19 protein-coding genes and 1 tRNA gene are annotated in these 25,189 nt (G+C 42.3%); 6 read left to right on the top strand and 14 right to left on the bottom strand.

Annotation, left to right across the window (positions count from 1 at the left end; all coding sequences use genetic code 11):
• Positions 1-219 precede the first annotated feature (219 nt).
• Complete coding sequence (locus N773_RS0106240) at positions 220-1,452, top strand: DUF4317 domain-containing protein (RefSeq protein WP_024856985.1); 1,233 nt, start codon at positions 220-222, stop codon at positions 1,450-1,452.
• A gap of 69 nt (positions 1,453-1,521) precedes the next feature.
• Here the strand turns inward: N773_RS0106240 and N773_RS0106245 are convergent, their stop codons facing one another.
• The 7 genes from N773_RS0106245 to N773_RS0106275 all read right to left on the bottom strand — a co-directional run bounded on the left by N773_RS0106245 (position 1,522) and on the right by N773_RS0106275 (position 7,303).
• On the bottom strand, positions 1,522-1,914 hold the full coding sequence (locus N773_RS0106245; RefSeq protein WP_024856986.1) for a pyridoxamine 5'-phosphate oxidase family protein: 393 nt from the start codon (positions 1,912-1,914) through the stop codon (positions 1,522-1,524).
• Between the two features lie 45 nt (positions 1,915-1,959).
• On the bottom strand, positions 1,960-2,202 hold the full coding sequence (locus N773_RS0106250; RefSeq protein ID WP_013498253.1) for an RNA-binding S4 domain-containing protein: 243 nt from the start codon (positions 2,200-2,202) through the stop codon (positions 1,960-1,962).
• Between the two features lie 190 nt (positions 2,203-2,392).
• Positions 2,393-3,544, bottom strand: coding sequence for an RNA-guided endonuclease InsQ/TnpB family protein (locus N773_RS0106255; RefSeq protein ID WP_347495405.1), 1,152 nt, complete (start codon positions 3,542-3,544; stop codon positions 2,393-2,395).
• Positions 3,516-4,139, bottom strand: coding sequence for an IS607 family transposase (locus N773_RS0106260; RefSeq protein WP_196231662.1), 624 nt, complete (start codon positions 4,137-4,139; stop codon positions 3,516-3,518). Before N773_RS0106260 ends, N773_RS0106255 begins: the two co-directional genes overlap by 29 nt.
• A gap of 137 nt (positions 4,140-4,276) precedes the next feature.
• The gene (locus N773_RS0106265; RefSeq protein ID WP_013498254.1) at positions 4,277-4,555 is read right to left on the bottom strand and encodes an HU family DNA-binding protein; all 279 of its coding nucleotides are present in this window, start codon (positions 4,553-4,555) and stop codon (positions 4,277-4,279) included.
• A gap of 50 nt (positions 4,556-4,605) precedes the next feature.
• Positions 4,606-5,418, bottom strand: a complete 813-nt coding sequence (gene mazG, locus N773_RS0106270; RefSeq protein ID WP_051454262.1) for a nucleoside triphosphate pyrophosphohydrolase — start codon at positions 5,416-5,418, stop codon at positions 4,606-4,608.
• Between the two features lie 151 nt (positions 5,419-5,569).
• Positions 5,570-7,303, bottom strand: a complete 1,734-nt coding sequence (locus N773_RS0106275) for a polysaccharide biosynthesis C-terminal domain-containing protein (RefSeq protein WP_024856990.1) — start codon at positions 7,301-7,303, stop codon at positions 5,570-5,572.
• 131 nt (positions 7,304-7,434) lie between these two features.
• On the opposite strand from N773_RS0106275, the gene N773_RS0106280 reads away from it, so the two are divergent.
• Positions 7,435-7,518 (top strand) — tRNA-Leu (locus N773_RS0106280).
• Between the two features lie 107 nt (positions 7,519-7,625).
• Here the strand turns inward: N773_RS0106280 and N773_RS0106285 are convergent.
• Both N773_RS0106285 and N773_RS0106290 read right to left on the bottom strand, forming a co-directional pair.
• Complete coding sequence (locus N773_RS0106285; protein WP_024856991.1) at positions 7,626-7,967, bottom strand: DUF6572 domain-containing protein; 342 nt, start codon at positions 7,965-7,967, stop codon at positions 7,626-7,628.
• Positions 7,968-8,021: 54 nt separating this feature from the next.
• A complete protein-coding gene (locus N773_RS0106290) occupies positions 8,022-10,103 on the bottom strand; it encodes an EAL domain-containing protein (protein WP_024856992.1) in 2,082 nt (693 codons plus the stop codon).
• Positions 10,104-10,535: 432 nt separating this feature from the next.
• Here N773_RS0106290 and N773_RS0106295 point away from each other — a divergent pair, with 432 nt between their 5' ends.
• The 3 genes from N773_RS0106295 (at position 10,536) to N773_RS0106305 (ending at position 14,154) form a co-directional block, all read left to right on the top strand.
• Positions 10,536-10,826, top strand: coding sequence for a hypothetical protein (locus N773_RS0106295; protein ID WP_024856993.1), 291 nt, complete (start codon positions 10,536-10,538; stop codon positions 10,824-10,826).
• A 399-nt stretch (positions 10,827-11,225) separates the two neighbouring features.
• Positions 11,226-11,795 carry a phosphatase PAP2 family protein gene (locus tag N773_RS0106300; protein WP_024856994.1) on the top strand — a complete coding sequence of 190 codons (570 nt, stop codon included), beginning with the start codon at positions 11,226-11,228 and terminating at the stop codon, positions 11,793-11,795.
• Between the two features lie 199 nt (positions 11,796-11,994).
• Entirely contained in the window at positions 11,995-14,154 is a 2,160-nt protein-coding gene (locus N773_RS0106305) for a substrate-binding domain-containing protein (RefSeq protein ID WP_024856995.1), read from the top strand.
• Between the two features lie 152 nt (positions 14,155-14,306).
• On the opposite strand, the gene N773_RS21110 is transcribed toward N773_RS0106305, so the two are convergent.
• Positions 14,307-16,487 (bottom strand): carbohydrate binding domain-containing protein, encoded by a 2,181-nt coding sequence (locus N773_RS21110; RefSeq protein WP_242840360.1) that lies wholly within the window; start codon positions 16,485-16,487, stop codon positions 14,307-14,309.
• A 376-nt stretch (positions 16,488-16,863) separates the two neighbouring features.
• On the opposite strand from N773_RS21110, the gene N773_RS0106315 reads away from it, so the two are divergent.
• Complete coding sequence (locus N773_RS0106315) at positions 16,864-17,415, top strand: hypothetical protein (RefSeq protein ID WP_024856997.1); 552 nt, start codon at positions 16,864-16,866, stop codon at positions 17,413-17,415.
• A gap of 62 nt (positions 17,416-17,477) precedes the next feature.
• Here N773_RS0106315 and N773_RS0106320 read toward each other — a convergent pair whose 3' ends face one another.
• The 4 genes from N773_RS0106320 to N773_RS21115 form a co-directional block, all read right to left on the bottom strand.
• Positions 17,478-19,298 (bottom strand): ammonium transporter, encoded by a 1,821-nt coding sequence (locus N773_RS0106320; protein WP_024856998.1) that lies wholly within the window; start codon positions 19,296-19,298, stop codon positions 17,478-17,480.
• Positions 19,299-19,720: 422 nt separating this feature from the next.
• Positions 19,721-20,320, bottom strand: a complete 600-nt coding sequence (locus tag N773_RS0106325) for an AAA family ATPase (protein ID WP_024856999.1) — start codon at positions 20,318-20,320, stop codon at positions 19,721-19,723.
• Between the two features lie 18 nt (positions 20,321-20,338).
• Positions 20,339-21,691 (bottom strand): SLC13 family permease, encoded by a 1,353-nt coding sequence (locus N773_RS0106330; RefSeq protein WP_024857000.1) that lies wholly within the window; start codon positions 21,689-21,691, stop codon positions 20,339-20,341.
• A gap of 357 nt (positions 21,692-22,048) precedes the next feature.
• Positions 22,049-25,186: a response regulator gene (locus N773_RS21115; RefSeq protein ID WP_024857001.1), complete on the bottom strand. Its 3,138-nt coding sequence runs from the start codon at positions 25,184-25,186 to the stop codon at positions 22,049-22,051.
• Positions 25,187-25,189 lie beyond the last annotated feature (3 nt).

Consider the following 25,189-nt stretch of genomic DNA (forward strand, 5'->3'; position numbering starts at 1 on the left):
ACATATCGCCACTAAAGTCAATCATCTCATACATTGCCCGTACTTTTAACAGACGGTTTTTCACAAGAAAAATGTCACCTCCACTTGACAAATGGAATGAAATGTGCTATATTATTATATGGCGGAACCATTGGGCGAATGGTTTTAAGGCGAGGACAAATTATAGGATAGAGGGCTGCTGCGTGGCGGCCCTCTTTTCTCTTAAACGGAGGTACATAAATGAACAAAAAGGAAATAGCCGAGATCAAGAAAAACTTCAGCGATGACTGCAATTTCTTTACGATAAACCGAGTAGTAACTGCATTTGTCGATGCTGAAAAAAACATAAAATGCAAGACCAACCAGCTTTACAACATCATGCCGCAGGACGAAAGCGAACTTATCCTTGCGAACCTGAAAAAGACACTCAGCGGCAAAATAGGTTCAAATCTGCTGGAATACCCTTTCCCGAAAAATGCTATACTCGAAGGCGGACAGCAGCAGTTTCTGTGGGGTGTGCTCAAAAGCAAGCTTGCAGACGAAGAGATCGTAGACAATTTTCTGAACACGATAGTTGAAAAAGTCGAGTACGTTTCAACATACAGCATATTCACCGCACACTGCACTTATTCGGTGCTGAAAAAGACAAAGATGGATGAGATAGATGAGGATAGCGATTCCTCCGATTACAACTTCATCATCACTGCAATATGCCCTGTAAATCTGCGTATCGACGGTCTTATCTACAATGAAGAGCAGAATGCCATCGCAAAAAAAGAAAGCACCGACAGGATAATCGAGCTTCCCACAGACGGTTTCCTCTTCCCGCTTTTCAACGACCGTGCACCAGATGTGAACGGCGTGCTTTACTACTGCAAAAACGCCAAGAAGCCCAATACTTCTATGATAGAAGAATTTCTGGGCTGTGAGTTCACCATGACGGGTCAGAACGAAAAGGAAGTATTCCATTCGATACTCGGCAAAGTTGTTGGTGACGAACTGGATTACAACATGATAACCAAGGTCAATGATAAAATTCAGAATTACATCGACCAGACCTCACATGAGACCGAGATAGCCACTATCGACAGCCAGAAGATGAATTCGATACTTTGGGAGGCAGGTGTAAGTCAGGAAAAACTCGCCGACCTTGACAGAGTATTCGAGCAGGCTACCGACAAAAAGCCGCTTACTGCTGTTAACCTTGTGGAGAACAAGACTGTGGTTTCAGTGCCAAGCATAACCGTAAATATCGGCAAGGGAGGTGCTGACAAGGTCAAGACCCAGATCATAGGCGGCAGAAATTGCCTTGTTATAGCACTTGATGACCCCGAGATATCTATTAACGGTCTGGAAATGCGCTTTGTGGACAAAAAGCCCGCAAATGCTCCCGCACAGCCTGCACCGGCAGAGGAAATACCACCTGCTCCCGTCAGCGAGACACCAGATGACGACAGCGCAGCACCATTCTGATAAAAACACAAACCGCAGGAACTCAGCGTCCCTGCGGTTTTTAGTTTATTAAGAAAAACTACTCTTCCGTCAGATATTCTCGGGAGGTGCATTAAACGAATACTTGATGCACTCAGGATCCTGAAGTTCGAGAACCTCAAAAATACCGTCGCCCACACTGTACAGACCTCTTAGCTGAGGGCACTGCTCCAGAAAAGCGGCTCTAACTTCATCGCTGTCAAGCTCAACCACATCAGCAGTGAGTCTTATCCACTCCATCTCGCCGCACATACCGCTTATCTCTACTCTGCTGTGACGCATCATTTCCTTAAAGCATTTCTTCTGGTTGCTGGTACAGATACAAGTCATTCCATCGATCTCAGCCACCGCACCAAAGGGACGTACATGGGGATCACCGTTTGCATCGGTAGTAGCGATATAGAATACGCCTACCTTTTTCAGCATTTCTGTAATCTGTTTCATTCAAAACACCTCCGTTTAATTATCTGATCCTGTTATCTGATATTATCAGCCTATTACTTCGTAATTCTCCGCAGCATTTTCCTTTTTGACGTATTCGGTGACATTCAGCACCTTTACTTTGATAGGACGCTGTCCCAGACCTATTTCGATGATATCACCGATCTTAACATCATACGAAGCTCTTGCTACCTTGCCGTTGACCATTATTCTGCCCTCATCACAGGCTTCATTAGCAACGGTGCGGCGCTTTATTAATCTTGTGACTTTAAGATATTTATCTAATCTCATGAGTCCTGCCACTCAAAATGTGATTAAATATACTTACATCGAGATGTTGTAAGTTCTCGCGAACATTACTTACTGCTTCACAATGTATGCTTTTGATTGACCGAAATCATATCTACTCACAAGTTCTTGTACACTCCACAGTCGTTAATTCCCGAAATAGCCTTCGGTACATACTTACGTTTGCGTTTAATTATGCAACTTCGTAAGTCATGGCATCTTTCAAATTAAGGGCAGCATTGAGATCTCTGTCTTCGACATAACCACAACTGCATCTATAGATTCTATCTGAAAGCCTTAAATCTTTCTTGATGCATCCGCAACAGTGGCAAATTTTAGATGATGGATACCATCTGTCTACAACTCTTAATTCAATACCATTTTCGTTGCATTTGACCTGAAGTTTCGCTCTGAATTCATAAAACTTCTGTGCCGCAACCGTTTTTGAAAGATGCCTGTTCTTCATCATTCCTTTTACATTCAAATCCTCAATCGTTATATAAGATGGCTTGGTTTTTACTATCTCAGCGATTGTCTTATTGATGTAGTCAGTACGGATATTATCTATCCTATGATAAAGTTTCTGTACTTTGAGCTTTTGTTTTTGTATATTTTTTTGAGTGGACTCTCCTTTCTTTAAATTTTCATATTTGCGAGAAAGACATCTTTGCTCTCTTCGTAATTGTTTTTCAAGTTTCTTAACTTTGCCAGACTTGTTGATATTCTTGAATGTTTTACCATTAGAAATAATCGCTAAATCCTTTAATCCTAAATCAATACCGATACCTTCGCTGCTGTTTTTGGTGATTTTGTTGTCAGGTATTTCTACAAGTGCAGATACATAATATCTTCCTGCTTTTTTAGAAACTGTACCGCTTTTGATTTTCCAACCATCTTTAGTTGTTGGTATATAACCCTTTTCTTTAAGTTTTACCCAACCAAGAGTAGGGATATTTATTCTATGTCTTTCACAAGCACAATCTTTTGGATTATTCTTTACAAAATACATTTTCACATCAGATTTATCCTTTTTCTTATAGTTGGGATAACCGCTTTGATGCTTAAAAAATTTTGTAAAAGCAGCACATCCATCTTCAATAGATTTCTTTACAGATTTAGAACTTACTTCCTTAATCCATAGTTTATCTGGATTATTTGGAAGATATTCGTTATTTAGCCAGACGCTAAAACTCTTTCCACTCATGAACTTTTCGCCTTTATCGTAAAGTTCTTTGTTATGAGTAAGATAAAAGTTATAAACGTATCTGCAAGTTCCAATAGTCTTATTGATTTTAGCTTTCTGTTCCAATGTTGGACTAATTTCCGTCTTGAAGCTCTTTAGCAATTTCCTCATCCCCTTCTATTTGTTTCTTATACTTACGAAGTCCGTACAACCTGCAAGAAAATACATGAAGAATTGAAACAATGTCCTGCACGAGTTCTTCTTGTGGCGATAATTCTTCATTGTTTACCACCACAATAGTTGTATTAAACTTCATGCAGAATTTTTCAAACCAGTCATAGCCAAACCTGATAAATCTATCTTTATGTGTGACTATGATAGTTTTGATTTTTTGTTCCATCACCTCATCTAATAGTTCATTCCACTTTTTACGGTTATAATTTAAACCACTTCCATAATCTTCAATACATTGGTCTACACTAATGCCTTTAGCATTACAGAACTGTCGTAAAAAGGATACTTGATTTTGTAAGTCATCTTTTTGATTTCTCGTAGACACTCTGGCATAAATAACGATCTGACGATTATCGTTTTCTGTATTTATACCTTTAAACTGAAGATATTGGTCGTAAGTGTAATAACGCCTGTCAGTTGGGGTTCGGTTTGCTTTTAATATGCCTTCTCTGTCCCATCGTTGAAGTGTTTTTACTGAAACACCTAACAATTCGGCAAAATCTTTTGGTTTGTAATTTGTGATATTTGATGTATTCATAATAATATACTCCTTTGAGTATATTTTAACACATTTAATCACATTTGTCAACTCATTTGATTACTTAACAATCGCTCCTAAAAAACAAAGGCGGACAATCTGCCCGCCTTAAAAAGCATATATTACTTCTTGTCAACGACTGCCTTGAGAGCGCTGCCTGCCTTGAATGCGGGTACCTTTCTTGCAGGAACGTCAACAGGAGCCTTGGTAACAGGGTTCATAGCTACCTTAGCAGCTCTGTCTCTAACCTCGAATGTACCGAAACCAACGAGAGTAACCTTCTCGCCATTCTCCAGAGCACCTGTAATGGAATCAAGAACTGTTGCCAGAGCCTTGTCAGCTTCCTTCTTAGAATAGCCGCCCTTCTCTGCGATAACATTGATAAGTTCTGCCTTGTTCATTTTTTAAAACCTCCAAAAATTTTTATCCTTAACGAACAATTGCTTATTCATTAATTTCCTTTATATGAGTACAGCTCTTCGGCTGATACTTCCGATATATCTGCGCTGTGCTTTTCAAGATCCTCAAACCTTTTTACAAAGCTGTTGCAGCTGTCTGCCAGACATTCCTCAGCGTCACAGTCAAGCCTTCTTGCAAGATTGGAGCAAAGGAAAAGCAGCTCACCTATCTCGCCCGAAGCATCCTCTTCTTTCTGATCTGCCAATTTCACTCTGTTAAGCGATGACTCGATAGCCGCATACAGATCAAGCTCAGTGCCGTCCTCTTCGGACTTTTCAAAATCTACCCCTGCCCTTGCAGCTCTCTTTCCGAGTTTCTGCGAACGCATAAGTGCGGGGAAATTCTTAGGAACGCTCTTCAAAGTATCTGTGAAACTCTCCTGCCCCTTGGTATCCTTTTTTATGGAATCCCAGTTGCTGAGCACCTTGTCAACGGTATCAGCCTGCACATCACCGAAAACATGAGGGTGACGTATTATCAGCTTCTGACAAAGTTCGGTGATAACATCTTCCAGCACGAAATGATTTTTCTCATCTTCCAGCACCACATGGAATATCACCTGTAAAAGCACATCTCCAAGTTCCTCCCTCATCATCTCGGGAGAATCGAAGTCGATAGCCTCCATGACTTCATAGACCTCTTCAAGCAGGTCCTTTTTTATTGTACTGTGAGTCTGGACCTTATCCCACGGACATCCCTTTTCCTGATCACGCAGAACCGTTACCAGATCAACCAGATCATCCATGTTGTAGCGCTCCTTTTTAGGAAGGCTCTCAATAAGTTCATCAACAGACTTTTTTTCCAAAATACTCACCTCACAGCCTGCATCCCCGAAATCATCTCACAAGGGTGCTTTAATATAATACCTCAATTTTGGAAAAAAAGCAAGTGATTTTCTCAATTTTTTTTGAAAAAACTCCGTTTATATTGTTTTTCGGCATTTCGCACAAGTTTTTTTATAAATATAGTACAAAAATTCCTCTTGACAAGCCTATCCTGTGACCACTAAAGGGGCGTTTTTTTTCGGCTTTACGCGATTTTCTCACGCTCCGTACTACAATGCTTTCATCAAATAAAAGTGCAAGTACTGTCAGACATACCACTCCCCCGCCGATGATCCCACCTGCGGCACAGAGTTTTTCACCGATTCCAAACCTTGCAAGTGCATCAAATACAAGCCTTGAGGACACTGCACACATCACGCCCGCATAAAAAGGTCTGATGCACAGCTTTATAACACCGATTTCCGAACCCGTCAATTTGCTTATAATGGAAATAGCTGCGGCACATACGAAAATACTCCGCACAAGTTCTGATATTGCCGCGCCGTTTAATCCCAATAATGGTACGAGTGCAATATTCAGTACCAGTTTTATTATCGCACCAATCAGCATTATTGCAGTAACGCAAGATGGTCTCCCCAGTGCTTGGATGACTGTAAAACACGGCAAAGCCATCGAACAGCCAATAACAGATATCCCAAGTATCATCAGCGGCTGCTGTGCCGCAAGACACTCCGGTTTTCGTCCTGAAAACAGCAGTTCAAGTATCTCTGAAGACATTACTGTAATTCCAAGTCCGCAGGGTATGGCGGCTGTGGCAGAAAGAGTCAGCATACGCCGCAGGTCACGTTTCAAGCCTGACTTATCATGTTTAGTAAGACTTTCAGTAACTGAGGGCAGAACACTCTTTCCAAGCATAGCTGTCAGCGTAGGTACAAGCCCGTAAAGCATTACAGCAAGTCCTTCGTATGATCCGTACAGAAAATTCGGAAGTTCACTTTTTCCTATTTTCGCAAACATTTCATAACTCTGCGGTGATCTGCTTATAGCAAAAGCAAGGCATTTCGGCAATGTCAGCATATCGAGCATACCAGTAAGAGTTGTTACAACAGCAGCAAGCGCTATCGGAAAAGAAAGCCCCATCAGTTCTTTTGCGTGATGTCTCCGGCTTTCCGTAACAGGGTCTGAAGCCAGCATATCAACTGTCAGACCATCGCCGTGGAACGCCGTATACAACAGCAATCCTCCGCAGGCAAGGAAAGAAGCAATTGACGAACCAAGCACTGCCCCTGCCGCTATATAAGGCAGTGCTGCCTGTTCTGCCTGTGATAAACTTTCACAAACCGCACCGAAAACAACGCCGCTTTGTTCATAGCTTTCAATGGCATATCTCCTGATATAAACAGCAAGTCCCAACCCAAATACCAACCTGAATAAAGTTTCGGCTATCTCCGATATAGCGGTAGGCATCATGTTTCCAAGACCTTCAAAATAGCCTCGCTCAACGTTCATCACACCACAGAAAAGCAATGATGGTACAAGACAGTACAAAGCATAACGAACACTTACGTCTATTGTACCAAACCTTACCACCGCATACAAACCTATACAAACGGTCAAAGTATTAAATGTATATATCATCAGCGAAGTACTCCTTTGCCGCCTGAGGTCTGCGTATCTGCCCAGTGCAGCTTTTTCTGCCGTAAGCTTTGCCATTGCAGGACAAATCCCCGCCGCCGCAAGTGCAAACACAGGCGTAAACAAAGAAAACGCCGCCGAGAAGTAACCCATACCGGTTCCGCCAAGTATATTTGCCAGCGGTACTTTATATATAAGCCCCAGTACTTTAGTCACAGCCACCATTCCCACAAGTATGGCACTGCCTTTCAAAAATCCCTGTTTTTTCATACTTTGCACCCCTCTGCACAGAATAATTTGCTTATTCATACTATGCATTTAACTACTAAAATATGATCATTTGCTTTTTTTGAATTTCGCACTTGACAAGCCGTTTGTAATATGTTATAATATTTTAGTAAGCCGCTGTGGTGGAATAGGCAGACACAAGGGACTTAAAATCCCTCGGAGTAAAATCCGTACCGGTTCAAGTCCGGTTAGCGGCATAAATCAAGGCACGAGTTTTTACTCGTGCTTTTTTTTATACGACAAAAAAGACATCTCCGATTTTCGTGAAATGTCTTTTGCTTTCATATATAATATGCCATCGCTCTCAGTCACGCTTCCCTCGTTCAACTATCAGAGCTGAATTCTCAAATATCCTGCTCAGTACCTCGCTTGTTTTTTCATACATTTTAAGACAAGCATCAGGCTCCTTGAACATAAAGCTGACGCGAAGCTCTACCCTCTCAACATCGGGGTATTTTTCTTCATACTGCTTTGAATCTATGTACCACAGATAGGTATTCAGCTTTTGCCGCAATAGTTCAAAATGACCTGCTGCATCAGACCAGTCCATACCGTCAGCCAATTGGAGTATCAGCATTTTTGTCTGTTCTTTATAAGCCAGACCGTCAATAGTATCTGTATTTTCAATATTGTAATATTTATCCATCACTATCTCCTTTCATCAAAAGCAGGAGATCGCTTGCGCGTCTCCTGCAACAATTCAGATATTAGGGGTAAGATCTCTTTTTTCACCATTTATCTCAACAAAATATCTGCCGGCACCAATTTTCAGATCATCCCCCTCAGCCGAAGTGATACTATCAAAAACTGAACTGAGAGTGATCTTTACATCGACATTATAGCAATGAAACGAAGTCTCACCTTTTGCTCCGCCGATAACATATGCTTTTTGTCCTACGGCATCAATGATCATCGCGATATTGTGAAGCTTAACATTACTATCTTTGTTCAGAGAACCAAGCACTGCAAGATCGTCCGAACGTGTATCTGTAACGAAGTTGGAATTATCTATCGTAACATCTGCATTACCATTGACTGAACCCAGACAGACAGTCTCATTTCCGCTAGAAACACCTTTGAAACTGCAGCCATGCAGCATGATCTTTGCATCACTATCACGACTGCCAATTATCGCCCCTTTAAGGCAGGTACTTATGACCTGAAGACCACAGTTTCGTATATCGAGATCTACACTTCCTGTTACAGCACCTATCGCCACGCCATTATTACCATTCATCTTTATGTTGAAAATGCCCTGCTGAATGTTTATCTCGCCGCCAAGTCCCGAACCAATACAAGTTCCCTGCTGACCGTAAGCTTCTATTATAAACTCAACATTTGCGCAGAAACTCAGTTTGCCGTGACCCTTATCAAGAGGACCGCCGATTCCGTAAAATACAGAATCATGAACATCTATTACGATAGAACCAATACCTGTGAACATAAGCTCCGAGCTTTCAGGAACAAATATACCTCCATTGCGAAGGAAACAATCATCGAAAACAGATATCTCAACCTCGCAGTTCTCACCGATTTTAATACAAGGACTTTTCTTTATGCTGGAAAGATGAGCACTTTCAAGTGTAACTCTTCCTTTGAAACCGTCATCTATCTCGATATGGATATTGGTATTCAAAGCAGAGCTGCCCACTATCGCAATATCGCCTCGTTCCTCAGATGAATGTATGCGTATGCACTTGTATCCCTGCTTTTTGACCTTATCAAGCATTACTCGCTCCGAGCCCTCTACCTTGTAAACATGGGTAGACATACCATCCTGACGCTGCTGCTGATAACGCTTTATCTCCTGTTTTATCTCAAGAGGTATAGATGCTATGAGATCAGGTGCAGGCCTGGCAGTATAATAACCCTGTATAAGGTCAACACCCATAAGTATCACCGTTCTCAGTTCAAGAGCTGTTTCAACGCCCTCTGCCAGCGCAAGTATGTTATTCTCGTGACAGAACTCTATTATATCACGGACAAAATGCCGCTTTCTTTGGTCACTGTTGATCTCGCTGAGCAATGAACGATCTATCTTGACAAAATTGGGCGTATATCTGAGCAGATTATGGACATTTGAATATCCTGTGCCGTAATCATCAACAGCAATCTTGATATTCATGCTGCGGTATCTGTCTTTCATTATACTGAGCTGTGCTTCATCAGCTTCCGCACTCTCAGTAAGTTCAACAACAGCGCTATCCGAATTCCTTCTCAGAAGCTCGGATATCTTTTCAGCGTCAGCTCCGCTAATACTAACATTCGGTATACTGTTGATAAATATCGCTTTCCCGCCGAGTATCTCTTTCTCACGCTCAATTATAGTAAGTACATTCATAAATGTAGCTTTCTCTATATCATCAAGCCTGTCATTAAGACCTGCATATTTTAGTATATGAAAAGGTGTTATCGAAGGATCTGCGGCCGAACGCATAAGAGCTTCATATGAAAAGATCTCGCCGTCTATAGCGCTGACAATAGGTTGAAAATAGTATTTAAGAAGATTTCCGTCAATGATCTCTTCGACTTTCTCCATCTCAGATCTTTCACTGTCTGTAAGGACGGCAATACGACGTGCCTTCAGTGCATCTCTGTTTTCAGCGTCAACAGTGAGCATCTTTCCACCTAGACGATACATCTGAACTTTCAGCTCAGATATATCCTTATCACCGAAACATTTAATACCATTCTCTATAACATTCTCAAGATCCGCCTCACTGCGAACAGTGTACAACTCACCGAAAAGTTTCGTAAGTGCAGCAATATCTTTTTTGTTCATACACGCCCTCCTTCCTTGAAATAAATTTTATCTCAATTTATTATATTTTACCAGAAAAATACATTATTGTCAACACAATTCTATGAATTTTAAAAAATATAAAACCAGATGACCGCAATTTTCGGCAAAAACTCGGCTTATATTTTTTAGTACAAAAAGCTGTCCACAAAATTTACCTTGTAAATTTCAAACACATTTCTTTCGGGATTATTTTTATAAAAGCACCATTTTCAAAGCTTATTTTAACTAAAATAATGTTTGTTAATTTCTAACATTTGTCTAAATCAACAAAATTGGGTGATACCCCTTGACGAGGACAATTTTTTGTGCTAAAATATGCAAACGAGAGAAGCGAAGAGTCAAAATGTAAGATTGTGAACCGAAATTTTTAGTACGCCGAGATTGAGAGAGAGTTTCACAGGAGATGATGATATGAATAAAAACGAACTTATGATGGATCACCCAAGTGTCGAACCCGACTGTTTCAGGAGAGGAAAGCTGCGTATCCACGCAGAAAAAACAGACGAGCTTAAAGGCATAACAGAGATATATACGAAAGCCCTGAAGGAAATAGGAGCATGGGATCTTGCAACAAAGAAATTAAACAAAAGCAAGGTCGATATAGTTAGCTTCAAGTACAACGGCACCATCGCTTTCATGCACGCAATATCAAAGCTTCGCTTCCCTGCAAGGTATACTGTCAGCACCGAATGGGACATATGACCTTGATCGAATATTGCGCGTGTCAAAAAAATTTTGGAGAGATTCGGGCTTTAAATACCGTAGGTGTAAGGCACCTGCGGTATTTTCATTGCTTAACATACTTTACTTTTGAGAAAATACGTGCTATAATTGACAAGTAATTCCAAAACGTGTATCGCTTATAAACTAACTTTTATTTTGTTAGAAAATCAGCTTATTTGTTTCTGAATTTCTGTGCGATTATTTAGCAAAAATAACTTAATTTTACTTAATTATTAAATTGCCGATTGTTGCACAGTTCAAGCATATGCATTTTTACATTTAAATACAAAATATTGGAAAATATTTCCTATAATATTTTTATAAAACGCAATGTTATCATAATATTATTTCTTGTTTATTTCAGGAGGAACCCTAAAAATGTTTGAAAAATTAATTGAAATGGACGGACAGCTTTTGCTGTGGATACAGGATAATCTTCGTTTTGACGCCATCACACCTTTTGTAAAAGCGATAACCTATTCCGCAAACGGCGGCGCCATTATGATAGCTGCCACGCTGATACTCATGATAATTCCTAAAACTCGCAAACTCGGATTATTGTGCGCTGCTGCCCTGGTAGTAAACGCCCTGATCTGCAACGTTATACTTAAAAACATAGTGGCGCGAATACGCCCTTATGAAGTCGTTGATGGACTAAAACTCATAATAGGCAAGCAAAACGACTGGTCATTCCCATCAGGCCATTCATCAGGCGGATTTACCGTCAGCACCGTGATCTTCCGTGAAACTCCCAGAAAGATAGGTATACCTATAATTATATTCGCCCTGCTTATCGCCTTGTCGCGGCTTTATGTCGGAGTACACTACCCAACCGATGTTATTTGCGGAATTATTATCGGTGCCCTGACAGGATTTTTAACCTGTACCGTATACCACCGCGCAATAGTAAAAAATCAAACTCGTCTGCACCGAATCGATCCGTGCTAAAGTAAAAAATATTTTTCCCCGAAGCACAAAAAAGTACTTCGGGGAATTTGTTTTTATCTTAGCACCGGCTAAAAAATGTCATTATAAACACATTTAGTTTATCATCACTTTACTCCCCCTTATTGCTTTTTTGTGACAAATGTTGTATAATGTTGATTAAGATATATCATTAGTTGATTTACCGCAGGAGGTGAGATAATTGAAAAAGAGAAAGCTATTCGGCGTAATTGCCGCAAATGCCGCTGATACAGAACAGCGTGAGATATTTCGAGGTATCATAAACAAAGCACAGATGTTGAATATAGACATCGCAGTCCTTTCAAATATATACAATCCTCCGGTCACAGATGAAGTCTTAAAAACAGAGAACAGCATATATTCACTTATAGGTTCCGACGAATACGACGGCATCATACTTATTTCCGAATCTATAATCAATCCCGATCTCCGCAAGATCATATTTGAAGAACTGAAAAACAAAGATCTTCCGTTAGTTGCCATCGGCACCGAATTGCCTGAATGGACGCTTCCCTCTTTGCAGTATATCAACACCTGTGATGAAACAGATATAGAGGATATCTGCGACCATCTAACAGATGTACACGGGTTTACTGATATCCACCTCCTTTCAGGTCATTATGAGCTTTCCGTTTCTCACAAGAGAGTTGAAGGATACAGACGTTCTCTGGAAAAGCATGGTATTCCCTTTGACGAAAAAAAGGTCTTTTTTGGTGATTTCTGGATGACATCGGGTCACGCCCACGCAAAGAGGTATATCAGCGGTGAACTTCCCTACCCCCAGGCACTTATATGCTGCAACGATTATATGGCTTACGGTCTGCTTGATGAATTCTTAGAATGCAGCATTGACATAAATGAAAAAATGTCCGTCATCGGCTATGAATATGTTCCGGACAGATACTGCCACGTACCGCTGCTGACTACATTTCAGCGCAACAGGTACGAACTCGGCATAATTGCAATGGAATTTCTTACAGAAAAAACAGGGATAAAAGCTAACAGTATTTTGTCCGCAACTCCGAGAGGCCATATAATATACGGGAATACCTGCCCCTGCAAAGCAAAGATAACCGATATCCGATTCGACTTCAAGACCGCCCAGCACAAGAACAGATACGATTATCTCGATCTCTTCAATCAGCTTGAACTCAACCTTATCGAATGCAGGAACATCGATGAATTTGTAAAGAAGATACACGAATTCAGCTCTCTGATACGTGACGCTGACAAGCTGTATATGTGCCTTTACGAAAACTGGTACGATACTTCACCTAATTTTTCAAATATGGTGGGATACAATCTGCTTCACGATGAAGAACCATTCGTGTTCCGCAAGCATAATATTTCAGCAGTCTTTCGTAATGATGCTGCACCATACTACTTCTGTCCACTGTTCTTTTCTGACAGAGAGCTTGGCTATGTTGCGCTTAGTTTCCGCGGACCCGATACTTTCGATCATTTCTTCCGAAACTGGCTGAAGACCGTGGCTAACTGTCTGGAATTTCTTCGCATGAAGAACGATATCAAATTCTATCTCCAGTGTCAGGATATCTCCGAGGAACGAGAATCACTCACGGGTATGCTGAACGAGAACGGTCTTAGAAAAGTTTACCTGAATGCAGATAAAAGCAATCTCTGCTTAGTCGCACTCAAGATAGGTACCATACGTACAAACCCATACAGCGCTTCACAGAACGATCAGATAAATTCCGTACTAGATGCCGCTGAGGCTGTGCGTGAATTCAGCGGGAACCATATCTGCGCAAAGATAAATGAGGATACTTTCTTCTGTCTTATGCGTGATATCCCCGATACTGATGTTCTTACAAAGCAGCTCTCCGCTGTACTGCTGCACCACACCGCATATATGAAGATAAACGGACTGGATTCCTATGTATGCGCAGCTATACCCTGTGAGGATAATGATTATGTACAGCTTAAAGAAAAGTGTTTTGCTAAAATAGCTGAAATGACCGATATGTTTTCATCACGGCGCACAAAACCACACTACAAAAAGCTGAACAAACTGCGTACTCAGTTCTACAATGACCCTCAGCTGACTTTCGATTCAGAGGATATCTATTCACGCTTCAACGGCAGTGCAGGTTATCTGCGAACAATATTCCGCAAATGCTACGGTTTCACCCTACACGATGACTGTATAAATGCCCGCATAGCGGCGGCAAGATATTATATCACCATGTCGAACCTTTCAAATGCCGAGATCGCAGAAAAATGCGGCTATAAAGACCTCAAATACTTCCTGCGTCAGTTCCAGCAGGTCAGCGGATACACTGTTGTGAAATACCGTTCAATGTGGTCATATACAAAACAATAATTAACAAAAGTGGGAGACCGTTTTAAATGCGGTCTCCCCTGTTTTTTTCTTATAAAACAGAAGAAAGAATAACCTTGAACAAAATGGGATATCACTTTACTCGTTATTCTTTCTTCTTCATTTTTTCTATTTAGATCAGTGGAGCTGTCATATTAAACAACAGTTACTATAACTGCGTTCTTGATCGCATTTGCAACATCCCATGAACCGTTGACCTTAGCTGCGATAGCTACCTTGTAGCTCATGCCGGGTGTCAGATTCTTAGGAGTTACGTAAGTTGTAGTGGAACCGGAGATAGTCTGAGTCTGAATTCTCCATTTGCCTGCCAGATAAACAGCTATACCGTAGTTCTGAGCATTCTGAACAGGGCTCCATGTGAACTGGATCTGATGATACTGAGTACTGTAGTTTACCTGGATACTCTTAGGATAAGTATCATTGGTAGGTGTCTGAGTGTTAGTGTTGGTATTGGTATTGGTATTAGTCTGAGGTATCTCAGGGATACCTGCACCGGGAAGACTCTTGCCTGCAGGTGCGCAAATAGCTTCATCAATGTAGAAGTTTGAAGTGGTATCCTTAGTTTCTACATAGATAACAGGATTAACTGCATCAGAAGGGATAGTGTAGTTTGTATTGCTGAGCTGCAGATACTTGCCCTTGGGGCAAACACCCTCTGCAATTGTAGAATAGTGTGCTGTTCCGCTAGAATCAGTATAGTTCAGCTTGAGATAGAAGGTTTCTGTATCATCACCGTCAAGTTCGGTAACGTTTACAGAGAAGCTGTATGCCTTACCGTTCTGTACGCCTGAAGGAAGTGTACGTTCTGCACCCATCCAAGCGCTTGTACGGTTAGTAACTACCACAGCCTCAGAACCCTTGTAAGGTGTTCTGCCGGACTTCTGCAGTTCTGTGCTGCCGTGTGCCTGCCAAGTTATTTCATCCTCGAATGTATCGTGGAAGTAGTATCCGTCGGAATCAAGTTCGGAAGAACCTGAAGATCCTGAAGATCCTGTGCCGCCGTTACCGCCAGTGCTGCCGCCGCTAAGAGTACAAACAAAAGTTGAAACGCTCTGTGCGGGAAGCTGTGCCCAGAAAGTTGTGCCGTTTTCGATTGTGAGATTGTCGGTCTTAGCCAGGCTCTCGCTGCTTGATGTACGCCATCTGTCAACATCGATGATGGTCTTGCCGTTCAGCGAGAACTGCTGTGAATAACCTGAATTGCTGTTATTTATAGCAACGATAGTTACCTGATTCTTATTGTTCTTGTATGCGGATACAAAAACGTTAGATGCAGGCTGCTCGGTGATATCTATACGAACATCGCCGGGACGAACGAACTTAGAGTACTGTGCGAAAGCATAACCACGCTTTGACATCTTGTGTGTATCTTCACGAAGGATGCTGTAATTACGACGAAGAGGCCATACAACGTAAGCCTGCATACCGCCTACGACCATTGAATCATGAATGCTTACAGCCTGTTTCAGGTTATCAGGCCATTTGTTTGAATCGACATTGCTGTCAGGAACATATACTTCAGTCATCCACAGCTGTTTGCCGCAGTTTTCAAGTGCCGGGAAGTCCATCTTACTTCTGGGTGTGCCGTAGAAGTGAGTTCCGAATATGTCGCAGTTTGCATAAGCCTTTGAGTTATTAAGGATCTTTGAGTAGTAGTCCTTACCGTTGTTATATGCGCCATACTGGAATGATTCTGGCGACATGAGCTTTGTACTGGTTATCTGATTGCCATAGTTAGCAATGAAATCAGTAGTCTCGTCCGGCGTCCAAGCTGTCCATTCCTTAGCGTAGTCCGGCTCGTTCTGTACAGAGACAGCATACAGATCAACACCGTTCTGCTTCATGTATTTACCGAAATCATTAAGGTGCTGAGCGTATGCTCCGTAATTTCTTTTAGGAAGATGGAGCTTACCGCCGTAAGCAGAGCCGTTTTCAGCCAGACTTGCGGGCGGCTCCCAAGGTGAAGCGAAAATGGTGATGCCTCTCTTAGCAGCATACTGTGCTGTCGGGAGAACTTTGTACCACTGGTTTTTATCAGGGTTTACATATACTCTCAGAATTGTGCAGCCCAGCTGATCATTACCGTTTCCAAAAGCGATAGCACGATCCGAATCAGTCAGGTCGCCGTACCACTCAACGTGGTTGATACCGCCAAAGCCATCTATCTTCTGATAGGTCTTATTCACATTGGCAGTACACAGACTCGCAGCATTTGCCTCAATCGTCACATTAGACAGGAATGCTGACTGTGAAAAAAGCAGAGCGCCCGCAGCAAAAGCGGATGTCAGCTTTTTAACACTTGTGTTGATTTTCATATTAACTCCTCCTTCTGATTGTGTCTAAAAACAATCAAAACCCGCGCTTATTAAATAAGCACATATCCCATTTTGTTATTTTATTATACTAAATTTTTTCCAACAGGTCAACTCACATCGTGGACATTTGACGTAAAAAGTGGATATTTTTTGTTCAAAAATTTTATCTATTTATCATATCCCATACACAAATTCAATAAGTCAGTAAGATGCCTAATGCCGTAAAACTGTTCTATTATTGACTTACAGCTAATTTTGTGGTATAATTTCAAAAAGTATAATATTAATTTCTTTGCATCAGTTTTATTTCATTTTATCATATCCAAACATTGGCAGATATAATGTTATATAATACAGACAGAAATCAGGTGGGAAAATGCGCATTAAAAGATTAAGCACACCATTCGGGCATATAGAAGTATTGAAGAATGGCGTACTCGTGGAGTTTGAGATAGAACAAGGTTCAGATCAGTTTGAAGGATATTATCTCAATGACGTAACTAAGCTTTATCCTTCAGGACTGTATACTATTATAATACCTATAGATAGATCTGCAATCGGTGATACATACAACGTCAGATATTCAAAAGGCGAACTCAATGACGACGGCGGCGGCGAAAACACCAGAAATGCTATCTGTGAACTCGACGGATATGTATTCGGGCTTGGGTGGGCTGATACGGAATATATCGAAGATGGCTACAAATTTTGGTATCCCGAACTATACAACGACAGAACACGGATACTCCCATATTCCGAAAACGGGATCATCGGAAGCGGTATAGAGTTTGAGATCATTCCCGATGCTAAATACAATGACCTTGATGAGCGTATCATCAGTCAATCGAAAGAGATACGGATCATTGCGGCATGGACAAGTTCTGATTCTCCCTATGCATGGAATATCATATCGTATGTTACCTGCTGAAAAACCTTATAAAAAATGTCGGCTCTCCCAAAAAGAAGAACCGACATTTTTGTTATTTATCATCAGGTTGCAGGAGCTTCATCATCAAAGTTCTGAAGTGCATCATAACCCTGTTCGCCTGTACGAACTTTAACTACATTTTCTATCGGGTAAACGAACAGCTTTCCGTCGCCGTAGTTACCTGTGTAAAGTGCCGAACGCGCTGCATCGATAACTGTATTCACGGGCACAGCGCATACAACTATCTCTGCCTTTACTTTTGGCAGCAGGTTCATTTCTATGCTTGTACCTCTGTAGTAGTGGCGCTGACCGTTCTGCATACCGCAGCCCAATACGTGAGTGATAGTGATACCTGTTACATCTATGGATTCCATAGCCTGGATGAAATCCTGTAATTTCTGTTCCTTGAATACTACAACAATCTTTGTCATCTTAGGCTTACCGTTAGGAGAAGGAGCAACATAGCTCTCGACCTCAACTGCCTTTTCAACAGATACAGGAACGATGGGTGGTACATCTTTGCCGACTTTTTTAACGCTCTTAGCATCGTCCTTGGTGTAGCCGTATACAGAAGCATCATTCATGGAAGGTGCAAAATCTGCATAAGAGGATACCAGACCATGCTCTGTGATATCGAGACCAATGATCTCTTCCTGCTCGGAAGCTCTAAGACCAATGGTGTGCTTGATGATAAGGAAAGTGATCGTTATTGACACAGCAGCCCAGGCTGCAACGCTTACAAATCCGAGAAGCTGAAGACCAAGCTGCTCAAATCCACCGCCGTAGAAAAGTCCCTCAGCCTTGATGCCGCCGCATTCGATCTGGATATCATATCCCGGAGCGGACTTTGTTGCAAAAAGACCAACTGCGATAGTACCCCAGATACCGTTCATCATATGTACTGCTACCGCACCAACGGGATCATCGATGTGGAGCTTATAATCCAGGAACCAGACACCGAAGCATACCAGGAAACCTGAAACGATACCGACCATGATAGCACCGAAGCAATCCATAACATCACAGCCTGCGGTGATACCAACAAGACCTGCAAGCGAAGCGTTCAGACACATTGAAACATCAGGCTTGCCGTACTTGAGCCAAGTGAAGACCATTACAGTTACAGTAGCGATCGCTGGAGCAACTGTTGTTGTCAGGAAGATGGAATCGAGCTGACCGACACTTGAAGCAGCTGCGGGGTTGAATCCGTACCAACCGAACCAGAGTATGAACACGCCGAGCGCACCGATTATCAGGTTGTGACCGGGGATAGCGTTTACTTTGATCTCGCCGTCCTTTGTCTTGGTGAACTTACCGATACGTGGTCCGACGATTTTAGCACCAATCAGTGCACAGATACCGCCGACCATGTGTATCGCACATGAACCTGAAAGATCATGGAAGCCCATCTGAGCCAGCCAGCCGCCGCCCCAGATCCAGTGTGCTTCTATCGGGTAGATCAGAGCACTGATGATACCCGAGTAGATGCAGTAAGAGAGGAACTTTGTACGTTCTGCCATAGCACCCGAAACGATAGTCGCAGTAGTTGCGCAGAACACAAGGTTGAATACGAACTGATCCCAAGCAAAGCTTTCATAGCTTGTAAAAATATCAAAACCGGGCTTACCGATAATACCTGCGGCATCTTCGCCAAGCAGAAGTCCGAAGCCAATAGCGATGAATGCAACTGTACCGATACAGAAGTCCATCAGATTCTTCATAATGATATTGCCTGCGTTTTTTGCCCTTGTGAAGCCTGTCTCCACCATTGCAAAACCAGCCTGCATAAAGAAAACCAGCGCTACGGCGATCATAAACCATACGCCGAATACAGTCTTATCGGAAGCCTGCGTGACTTCCTGTACTATTTCCTGTACGTCCATACTATTACCTCCAATTGAATAAAAAGAGTGCATGAGCATCTTTGCCCATGCACTCCTTTGTGCAAATAATATTATTTTCAAGCGCTTGTATACAGCAATACCATGTATGAGTGACCCCAAAACAAAAGGCTGCATGACACTCATCATGCAGCCCCGTTGCTGTTTATGTGCATAGTATACACCCGTATCATGCATTTGTCAAGAGGGTAAAATCAGTTTTGTAATATCAAACATTTTTTATTCACACTTCAATATTACACAATGTGAAATCTGATGATTTTTCAGCAATTGAATATCAACTTTCCAAAATTTAACATTTCAGACATATATTCATCAACCATATGCCATAACAAAGAGCCATACTCTCGACACCGATAGTATGGCTCTTATCATATGTTAAATTGCGTTCAATTCCGATTTGCTTATTTCAGAGCTTCCGAACGGGCATTGATATAATCCGCCAGCATATCAACAGTCTTGTCGATACCCAGCTTCGAGCTGTTTACAGAAAGATCGTAAAGTCTCGAATCGCCCCACTTGCCGGATACATGATAGTTGTGGTAGCGCTTACGCTTCTTATCCTTTTTAGCGATAAACTTCTCAGCATCTTCGCGGTTCAGTTCATACACTTTCATTACACGCTCGATCTTAGATTCCATATCACCCAGTATGAAAAGTGATACCAGTCCGGGGTACTTTTTCAGCTTTGTCTCCGAACATCTTCCCACCACCACGAAGGACTCACCGCTTGCAGCTTTTTCATCAATGATATTGAACTGCATCTCAGCGATATTATCCTCGATGGAATTGCTGTATCCGTTTACTTTTCTTGAAAGAAGCTTCATCTTGGGGACTTCATTGTACTTTTCTACCTGTTCAACTGTCATGCCCATTTTTTCTGCTATCTCGGTTATGAGATGTCTGTCATACAGAGGCAGACCGAATCTTTCTGCCAGTGCCTGAGCAATAACACGTCCGCCGCTTCCGAATTCACGGCCGATTGAAATAATGATCTGAGACATAATTTTTACCTCCTCACATCAGACATATCTTACAAAGAGATATATCGTTGAAATCGTAAGAACTATAACTGTGGCAGGCGCAAGCTTTTTGCAGTAACGTCCCCAGCTGATGGGATGACCGTTCTTAGCTGCAACAGATGTGCCCACAACGTTTGCAGAAGCACCGATAGGTGTGGCACTTCCGCCGATATCCGTACCGATAGCCAGTGCCCAAGCCAGCGTGCTGATAGGTGTTCCCGATGCAGCCGCAAGGTTTTTGATGACAGGCACCATTGTCGCAGCAAATGGAATATTATCCACAAAAGCACTTGCTATTGCAGATACCCATACGATGATAGCTATCATCAGCTTCACATCGCCGCCGCTTATGTTTTCAATGAACTTCGCGATCTTATCAAGTATGTCTGTTTCTTCCAGACCGCTTACAACTATGAAGAGTCCGATAAAGAACAGAAGTGTCTTGTAATCCACCTTTTTGAGTATCTCAGCAGCGTGTTTAGCGTTAGCGATAAGAGTTATTATACCGATAAACAGACCGATGGTCGCTACTGTAAGGTGAGTTGTGCCGTGGGTTATGAGAAGAACTACCGCACAGCCGAAAATAATACTGCTGATGATAAAATCCTTCTTGTTGGTTATAGCCTCGGAAGGCTTGGGAAGTTTAGAGATATCGATCTTTTCACCATCCTTGGTGACGAGATCTTTCCTGAATGCCAGATATAGGAAAAGGACCGAAACAACAAGGCTGATGCCTGCCGCGATACCTGTATTCATCAGGAAATCGAAGAAAGAGAATCCCAGAGAAGTACCGATGATTATGTTAGGGGGATCTCCGCACATTGTTGCGCTGCCGCCGAGGTTTGCGCAGAATATCTCGGAAAGTATCATAGGTATGGGGTTGAATTTCAGAAGATGTGCAAGCTCTACCGTTACAGCCGCAAGGAACATGATAACGGTTATGCTGTCGATGAACATCGAAAGCACTGCTGCAAGTATGGTGAATGTAAGAAAGACGGGAACAGTCTTGCATTTTACAAGAAACGCTATCTTCATGCAGAGCCAGCGGAAAAATCCCGCCTTAGCCATGCCTTCCACCATCAGCATCATACCCGCAATGAATATTATCGTCGCCCAGTTGATGCCCGCGCTTTCACTTTCCTCGACCTGATACCAGAAATCTTTTTTGAAGAAATCACCCAGAGCGAGTGTCCTGACTATGGCAGAACCATTCTTCATGCACAAGCCGAATACGACTCCAAGCGTGAGAATACCACTGCCAAGTGTAACATATTGCCTTTCGATCTTGTCAAGTACGATCATGATGAACATACCAACAAAGATGATAACGGCAAATGTCTGTGCTGCTACCATTTATAGACCTCCTAAACCACGAGAAAAACGCAGTTCATATTTTATAGAATACATACCTTTCAGCCACGCTCTGACCGTATTGATCGTGTATGTATTTTATCATGGATTTAAGTGCGATGCCGCATTTAGCGAACATCTTGCTTTTGCTCGAATGTAGTGGAAAATAATTCCATATATTATAATATCAAATTAACACAGTTAATTATTATATCACAAACATAATTAAAAGTCAACGAACAAAATATTTTAAAAATAAGAATTATACGTTGCACTTAGAGTAAAACAGCACAAAAAGAATAATGAATGAGCGTTCAGCGCACAGCGGCGGTAACACGATCATTCATTATTCTCTGTATATTATACATTTTTCCCCAATGATCTTTCAGAATCAAAGATCAATTCTCCCAGGACACGGATAAGATGCTCCGCTTCAACAGGTTTGGTCAGATGTTCGTTCATTCCCGCCTGCATTGAAAGCTGAACGTCCTCATCAAAGGCATTTGCTGTCAGCGCAATGATAGGTATGCGTTTTGCATCTTCCCTATCCATGGCACGTATTACCCTTGCTGCTTCAAGACCATCCATCAGCGGCATACGAACGTCCATCACTATCGCAGAGTAGATGTCCGCAGTACTCTTTTCAAACAGCTCAACAGCTGCTTTTCCGTTAGCTGCATGATCTACTTTGATATTCTCCATTTCAAGGATATCTGTCAGTATCTCAGCATTGATATCAACGTCCTCTGCCAGCAGTATACGCCGACCTTCCAGTCTTGCCCGTTCCTTTTCCTTGAATATGTTCAGATCGCTCTGCCTTGCTATCCGTGTCAGATCGTCATGAAGAGATGAAGCAAACAGCGGTTTTTCAAGGCAGCTGAACACTCCGACTTTGTTTGCTTCCTCGCGGATATCATCAAAGCTGTATGCTGTCATCGCAGCGACAATGCAGTTTCTGCCGTAACGGCTCAGTATCGCCGCAGCAGTTTCAGCTCCGTCCATTCCGGGCATATTCCAGTCCGTCAGCACGATATTGTAGGGCTGACCATTTTGAGACTGCTCCTCCATCATACGCAGTGCTTCCTCACCGCCTGTACAGATATCTGATTTTATACCGGCTTCTGAAAGCATCATTCGTGCGTGCTCTGCCTCGATGCGGTTATCATCAACCACCAGTATATTCACAGCCTCCAAGTCTAACACGCCTGATCCAATACTTTCTGAACTATCATCTACCATAAGCGGCAGCGTCACTATGAACTCGGTGCCTACTCCTTTTTTCGAAGTTACACTTATAGTGCCTTTCATCATCTCCACAAGCCTTTTTGTTATCGCCATACCCAGTCCGCTTCTTCCAAACCTCGATGTACTGTACTCACTTTGCATAGAAAAAGCGTCGAACATCTTTGAAAGAAAATCCTTATCCATGCCTATACCCGTGTCTTTTATCGAAAAGCACAGGTTCACTATGTCATCATTGGCTTCTATGATTTTCACCATCATCGTGACACTTCCCGGTGCCTCGGTAAATTTCTCAGCATTTGACAATATATTCCAGAGCACCAGTCTCAGCTTATTGTCATCGCCTATATAGGTGTCTTCCAGTTTCTGTGCAAGGAAAAATTCGTACCTTAGCCCCCTTTTTTCGCATTCCGACCTCATATTCCCATTTATCTGCTCCAGCATTACCCTCAGTGAGAACCTGTTCTCGTTTATCCTGTTCCGTCCCGATTCGATATTGCTCATAACCAGGATATTGTTTACGATGCCCAGCAGATGATGTGCGCTGGTACCTATTTTTTCAAAATATTTCCGTGTATCGGGATCAAGTTCTTTGTTTTTCAGCGCGAGATTCTCCAGTCCTATGATGGCATTTATGGGAGTTCGTATCTCGTGACTCATTCCCGCAAGTGAAGCTGACGTTGATCTTATCGTCGCCTCAGCCGAATCAAGTGCTGCTACAAGCGCCTCATTCTTTGCCATAGTCTCATGCATTTCCGAATCAACATTGGTAAATCCGACTATGATATACTGATCATCATTCTCCATACGGGATATCTTCATACTGTAATACACAGTTCCTTCTTCTGTGATACCTCGATAATTCAGCACAAATGTGTCCCTGACGCTCAGGGCTTTCATCAGATTCTTACGGTTCATCGCAGTGAGAAAAGCTTCTTTATCTTCATCGAACACACTCTCGCTGAGTTCTGCCTTGCAGTCGCTGAAAAAGTGCCAGCCTTGCCTTACTTCCGAAAGGGCAGTGCCATTCTTCTCCCTGCGGTACTCGGTAAATTCTTCCGAATCCGTATTTACGTAAAACATCAAAGTGAAATCACGGGCAAGGGTCTGGGCTATATGGTTGTACATCAGCCCCGAGCTTACTGCGCTTTCATAGGCTTCCTTTGTCAAAGCGTGTTCGCGGCGTATGCTCACAAGGTCGGTAATGTCCTGACACATTCCGACGATACAGATCCTTCCCGCCGTATCCTTGAATTTTAACTTTGTAGTCTGCAGCTGCTTCGGCTTTCCTGCTGCATCTAACACATCTTCATAGAAAACATAAGGCTTGCTCATTGAGACAGCTATCCTGTCATCCTCAACGAAATGAGCGGCTGTGACCTCATCAAATATCTGTGCATCGGTAAGACCAACAACTTCATCAGTGGTATCCTTGTGGGCGTACTCTGCAAAAGTACGGTTGCAGGCAAGATACTTTCCAGTAGATGCGTCTTTCATGAAAGACATCCCCGGCATATTATCGATCAGCGAAACAAATCTGTCTCTCAGTTCAGATAATTTTTCAGCCTCCGCCAGTTCTCTCCTGCGTTCCTCTTTCTCATCGTTTACAACAAATGCGTGCAGCAGACAAGTTCCCAGCATATACGCGATAGAATACAGCGGCAGATACGGGAACCACACCTGTATCAGCAGGAATACAGCCATGAATATACCAAAGGATGCTGATATTCTGAACCTTACGCCCTCCTCGGTGTTGTATCCTCTCCTTATCATCGAAATAAGAGCGAATCCTGCTATTATCAAAAGAAATACTATCTGGCAAACCAGCAAGATATATCTTGGCAGCAGAGGCGTGTACACACTTCTGCTGTCTACCGTGAAAAGCACGGGTCTGAAGATATTTATTACTGTCAGGCATGTTATCACACCTGCTATGCCCCTGCCAATGTATATCAGAAAACGTCCGAAAAGGCTTTTTTCGTTCAGGTAAGCAACATTGTACTCCGCCCAGAAAGATATGCCCGACGCCATAGCTATAAAATACAAAGTAGTATCGACAAAAAGTGCTTTTGATAGCTTCTGATTTTCCAGTATGCCCCACAGTATGTCGCTGACATAATACATCAGCACTGCAAACAGGAATTTTCTGTAAACGTTCCATGCGGGCTTATCATACAGCTCCCTGGACAACAGTATATCCCAGTTGACAATGAGCAGTACCAGAGCCGCCAGTACACCTATCGCAGAATAATACATATA

Origin of the sequence: Ruminococcus albus AD2013, assembly GCF_000526775.1 — a bacterium.
Classification (GTDB): domain Bacteria; phylum Bacillota; class Clostridia; order Oscillospirales; family Ruminococcaceae; genus Hominimerdicola; species Hominimerdicola alba_A.